Genomic DNA, 5,470 nt, shown 5'->3' on the forward strand with positions numbered 1-5,470 from the left:
CAGCGCACCCCACCGCCGACGACCGCCGCGAGGACGAGGACCACGGCTGCCAGGGCGAGCCCGAGGGGCGCACGTCGCCGCGGACGGCGCAGGCCCGCGAGCACGACGCGACCGCCGACGAGCAGCCCGATGAGCAGCGCGGCGAGCCAGAGCTGCAGGCCCACCCCCTCCCAGAGCCGGGCGGGTGCCGACCTCCCGATCCCGGTCGCCGCGGTGCCGAGGACCATGCGGTCGCCGGCCACGGCGAGGGTGAGGCCGACCAGCCCGACTGCGACGCCGGACCACAGGCCTGCCGTGACCGACCGCGAGCGGGCCTGAACGGCATACCCGACGATGCCGAGTGCGACGAGCGGAGCGGCCAGCCAGATCCACGGGGTGAGGGCCGCGTCGGGCTGGGCCAGGGCGAGACCCACGAGGCGGTCGGGTGGGCCGGTGTCGAGCAGGCCCGGGCCGGACAGGAGCAGGCGCCGGTCTGCGACGAAGCGCAGTACGGACGGACCGAGCAGTGCCGTCGGGACGATCAGGAGCACGAGCCCGCGGACCCGGCGCTGCCCGGGCCCGAGCAGGACGAGCAGGAGCGCAGCGACGGCCGACACGACGAGCAGCGGGGGGCAGAAGGCACCGACGACCGCGGTGGCCAGAGCCGTCGCGAAGGTCGCGGTGTAGGTGCCGTCACCGCGCGCGGCGAGCGCGAAGCCCGCGATGACGAACGGCAGCAGGACGTGCACGACGACCGCGCTGAGCCGGCCCTCGACGACGCCCACGGTGACCACTGCGCCAAGGCCCCAGGCAGCCGCGGCGAGCGCCCGTGCAGCGCGGGACGACGAGACGACCCGCGCGGCGCGATAGGCGGACCACGTCGCGAGCACGGGTGCGAGGAACAGCAGCCAGGCGACGGTGACGCCCGCGGGCGACCGGCCCACGTCGATGCCCGGGACGAGCTCGACGAGCCAGGTCAGTGCGGCGAGCACCGCGAGCGCGGGTGCCGAGGCGCCACCGCTGCCGAGCCCGGACCCGTGCCAGGCGTCACGGAAGGCGTGCCACAGGCCGGACGAGCCGGTGGTGACGGGGAACAGCTCCCCACCGGCGACCCCGGTATGGGTCACGGACAGGGCACCGGCACGGATCGGGTCACGCCAGGCAACGATGGTCGCGACGAGGACCGCGACGACGGCGAGGAACCCCGGATGGGTCACGATCCGGCGCGGCAGGGAGGCCGGCAGGACGTCGAGCGACTCGGACTCCTCGGCGACCGGACCGGTCTCGAGGCTCGGCACGGCCGGGTGGTGACGCTGCCTCTCCGGGGTGATCGCCTCCTGGATGTGGTCGAGCGTCGTGCGGGCGGCCTCGCGAGGAGACACGAAGAGGGTGGCGAGGTCGTCGTGGCGTAGTCGCTTCGTCGGCCGACCTCGCCACCTGGCCGCGGTGACCGCCGACGGGTGCGCGAGGGAGCCGACGTCGCAGAGCTCTCGCCACGCCTGTCGCGGACGCTTGGCCACGAGCAGGGTCGCTGCGGCGACGAGACTCGACAGGGCGATCCAGATGCCGAGGAAGGGAGCCGCGAGCGGTGCCGATCGGGCGAGCGCCACCTGGCGGGTGGCCCGACGGCTGCGACGGAGCACCTCGGCCGCGGAGGGGTCACCAGGGCGACGGGCGTCAGCGGTGGTCGATGCGTCACGGACGACTGCGCTCGGCACGACGATGACCCGGTGGCCGGCGAGCTGCGCGCGCCAGCCGAAGTCCAGCGCCGCGCCGTACCCCTCGAAGCTCTCGTCGAAGCCCCCGAGATCGCTGTGGACGGCACGGTCGACCAGCATGCCGCTCAGCCCGACGGCCAGCACGTCGGTGCGACCGTCGTGCTGGCCCTGGTCAGCCTCGCCGTGAGCCGGTGAGGCGATGCGTCGGCCGCTTCGGGTCACCTGCAGGCCGAGCTCGACGAGCCGCCGCGGGTCGTCCCACTCGACGAGCTTGGGGCCGGCGATGCCGACGGACGAGGACCGGAGCAGCGCCTCGACGAGGCGTGCCAGCGCCTCCGGCCGGGGCGCCACGTCGTCGCGCAGTACCCATACGAGCTGGCGCACGCCCGCGCTGCGCGGCAGGCTCGTGACCGCGCGGTCGACGGCTCGGCCGGGAGGCGTGTCAGCCGGCAGCTCGAGGAGGTCGATGTCGCGGACCGCCCGTCGGAGCGGCTGGTGGGCTCGCAGGATGGCGACCGACGTATCGCTGCTGGCGAGGTCGACCGCAAGGACGCGCCGGGGGCTCAGGGTCTGTCGGGCGAGCGCGTCGAGGCACTCGGTGAGCCGTGACGCGCCGTCGCGCAGGATCAGGACGACAGACACCTCGGCCAGGTGCGAGGCGGGCCAACGCTGCGAGACGGGAGGTTCGGGCGCGGCAACGGCTCCCGCCCCGGCGGGAGTGGTCAAGGACGTCGTGGTCAGCGCGTCGGGCACGGTGGTATCCGTCGGTCGGGCGTGCGCCCGGAGCCGCGGTCCCTCAGACGGCGCGCTTCTTGAGCTTGCGGCGCTCCCGCTCGGACAGGCCGCCCCAGATGCCGAAACGCTCGTCGTGGGCGAGGGCGTACTCGAGGCACTCCTGACGCACGGGGCAGTTGACGCAGACCTTCTTGGCCTCGCGCGTCGACCCGCCCTTCTCCGGGAAGAACGCCTCCGGGTCGGTCTGCGCGCAGAGCCCTCGCTCCTGCCAGGAGAGCTCGCCCTCATCCGTCCCGTCGTCCAGCACCTGCAGTATCTCGTGCATGACCTCTCCTCGACCCTGAACTCGTGTCTGCACTGCATGCCGCCTACTGGCTGCCGCCTCCTGGCCGACGCCCGTCCGGGAGCCGGACAAGAAGACAACAATGAAATTACAAGCGTGTCATACCCCTGAAGTCAAGCCCCAATCTGATATTTGAGGCCGTCAGACCGGCGAGATCCCCCGTTTCACATCCTGAGAGGATCTAAGGCATGCGAATCACCGCGTTGGCCGGAGGGGTCGGTGGTGCCCGGTTCCTCCGTGGGCTGCTGCACCACCTCGAGCGCACCGGCGACGAGGCCGCCGAGCTGACCGTCATCGGCAACACGGGCGATGACATCACGCTCTTCGGGCTGCGCGTCTGCCCGGACCTCGACACGCTGCTCTACACCCTCGGTGGCGCCGTCGACGAGGGACAGGGCTGGGGGCGCGCGGACGAGAGCCACCACGTGGCCGCAGAGCTCGCCGCGCTCGGCGCGACACCGACGTGGTTCAGCCTCGGCGACAAGGACTTCGCCACCCACATCTACCGCTCCCAGCTCCTCGCGCAGGGTATGCCGCTCAGCGGGGTCACCGCGCGCCTCGCCTCCCGCTGGGGGTTGCCTGACCGGCGCGTCACGCTCCTGCCGATGACCGACACGCCCGTCGAGACCCACGTGGTGCTCGACGAGGGTGACGGTTCCCGGGCCATCCACTTCCAGCAGTGGTGGGTGCGACATCAGGCAGCGCTGCCGGCCGAACGCTTCGTCGTGGCGGGCCTGGACGGGGCCACGCCGGCACCGGGAGTGCTCGACGCGATCCGCGCGGCCGACGTCGTGCTGCTGCCGCCGAGCAACCCCGTTGTCTCGATCGGGATCATCCTCGGGGTCCCCGGCGTCCGCGACGCCCTTCGGGGAGCACGGGCGCCCGTCGTGGGCGTCTCTCCGCTCATCGGCGGCCGGCCGGTCCGGGGCCACGCGGACGTGTGCCTCCGCACGATCGGGGTCGCCTCGACGAGCGAGGCGGTGGCGGGCCTCTACGCCGACTTCCTCGACGGCTGGCTCGTCGACGACGCCGACCCGATGGCAGGACGGATGCGGCCGGTCGTCACGGCCCGGCCGCTGCTCATGTCGTCGCTCGAGGCGGCCGCCGACATCGCGGGCGCGGCGTTCGACCTCGGCGTTCGGCTCGCTGCGAAGGACAGCGCGACGTGAGCGAGCCGGTGAGGGTGACCGCGGTGAACGGCATAGCGGAGGTGCACCGAGGCGACGACCTCGCCGCACTGCTCGACGAGGGGCTGCGGCATTCGGGGATCGACCTGATGGACGGCGACATCGTCGTCGTCTCGAGCAAGATCGCCTCCAAGGCACTCGGGCTCGTCAGCGACGCGACGAACAAGGACGCCCTCGTCGCCTCCCAGACCTGCTCGGTCGTGGCCGAGCGGGCCGTCGACGGCCGCGTCACGCGGGTCGTGCACTCGGTGGCGGGGCCGGTCATGGCCGCGGCGGGGGTCGACGGGTCGAACACCGGCGAGCGTGGGGGGTGGCTGCTGCTCCCTGCCGATCCCGACGCGGTGTGCCGAGACCTGCATGCGGCGCTGACCGGGCGGCACGGGGTCCGGCTCGGTGTCGTGCTCAGCGACACCGCCGGGCGTCCGTGGCGCATCGGCCAGACCGACTTCGCGCTCGGCGCCCACGGGGTGGCCGTAGCCGAGGACCTCCGGGGCGGCCGGGACGCCGACGGGCGGCCCCTGCACGTGACCACGCGCGCCGTCGCCGACGAGATCGCGGCCGCGGCCGACCTCGTCAAGGGCAAGGCGAGCCGGGTGCCGGCGGCCGTCGTTCGCGGGCTGGCGCACCTGGTCACCGGTGCCGGGTCGGGGACGGCAGGGGCGGCCCGGCTGGTGCGCACCGGGCCGGGCGACTGGTTCGCGCTCGGCCGGGTCGAGGCGGTGCGCGCAGCTCTGGGTGTCGAGCCGGGGTCGGCGGACTCGGAAGCGGTCGGCATCCCGCCGGCCACCCCGGGGACCCAGGACGAGGCGGTGCGGCGCGCGGTGGCGCTCGCGCTGCATGGTGTGCCCGACGGCCGGGCCGACATCGGTGACGCGTCGGTGCGCCTCGAGGCCGACGGCCCGTACGGTCTCGGGCGGCTGCTGGCACGGTTCGAGGTGGCGTTGGCCTCGGAGTCGCTGGTCGGCAGGGCCGGGCTGCCGAGCGCCGACGGCCGCGCGGTCGAGGTGTCGCTCGAGCCCCTCTGACGGGGCACGAGCGCGCGCTGACCGGTCAGGAGACCGTCAGGACGACCTTGCCGAAGACGTCCCCGTCGACGACCCGCGCGAAGCCGTCGCGAGCCTGCTGCAGCGGGATGGTCGAGTCGACGACCGGCTCGATGCCCGCAGTCTGCACGAAGGCGGCGAGCTGGGCGAGCTCGGCGCGGGTACCCATCGTCGAGCCGATCACCCTCAGCTGCTTGAAGAAGATCTTGTTCAGCTCACCCTTCCTCGGGTCGTAGCCCGAGGTCGCGCCGGCGATGACGATGCTCGCGCCGGGCTTCAGCGAGTTGACCGAGTGCGACCACGTCGCGGCCCCCACGGTCTCCATGACCGCGTCGACCCGCTCCGGCAGCCGGGACCCCGACTCGAAGACGCGGTCGGCACCGATGGAGAGGGCCCGCTCACCTCGCGCCATGTCCCGCGAGGTCGCCCACATCCGCAGACCCGCGGCGTGACCGAGCTGGATGA

At 73.6% G+C, this 5,470-nt stretch carries 5 protein-coding genes; 2 read left to right on the forward strand and 3 right to left on the reverse strand.

The features are described 5' to 3' along the window. A partial coding sequence (locus L0H79_RS20240; protein WP_301486443.1) for a glycosyltransferase family 2 protein occupies positions 1-2,450 on the reverse strand: 2,450 nt, incomplete at its 3' end. A gap of 43 nt (positions 2,451-2,493) precedes the next feature. Beyond that, complete coding sequence (locus L0H79_RS20245) at positions 2,494-2,757, reverse strand: WhiB family transcriptional regulator (RefSeq protein WP_301486444.1); 264 nt, start codon at positions 2,755-2,757, stop codon at positions 2,494-2,496. A 206-nt stretch (positions 2,758-2,963) separates the two neighbouring features. Between L0H79_RS20245 and cofD the strand changes: the two genes are divergently transcribed. Continuing rightward, positions 2,964-3,944, forward strand: a complete 981-nt coding sequence (gene cofD / locus L0H79_RS20250; protein ID WP_301486445.1) for a 2-phospho-L-lactate transferase — start codon at positions 2,964-2,966, stop codon at positions 3,942-3,944. Then, entirely contained in the window at positions 3,941-4,987 is a 1,047-nt protein-coding gene (locus L0H79_RS20255; protein ID WP_301486446.1) for a coenzyme F420-0:L-glutamate ligase, read from the forward strand. The genes cofD and L0H79_RS20255 overlap by 4 nt, the downstream gene beginning before the upstream one ends. 25 nt (positions 4,988-5,012) lie before the next feature. Here the strand turns inward: L0H79_RS20255 and L0H79_RS20260 are convergent. Next, positions 5,013-5,470 (reverse strand): zinc-binding dehydrogenase (locus L0H79_RS20260; protein ID WP_301486447.1); only part of this gene is annotated, 458 nt, incomplete at its 5' end.

It is taken from the genome of Intrasporangium sp., assembly GCF_030452765.1.
GTDB lineage: Bacteria > Actinomycetota > Actinomycetes > Actinomycetales > Dermatophilaceae > Intrasporangium_A.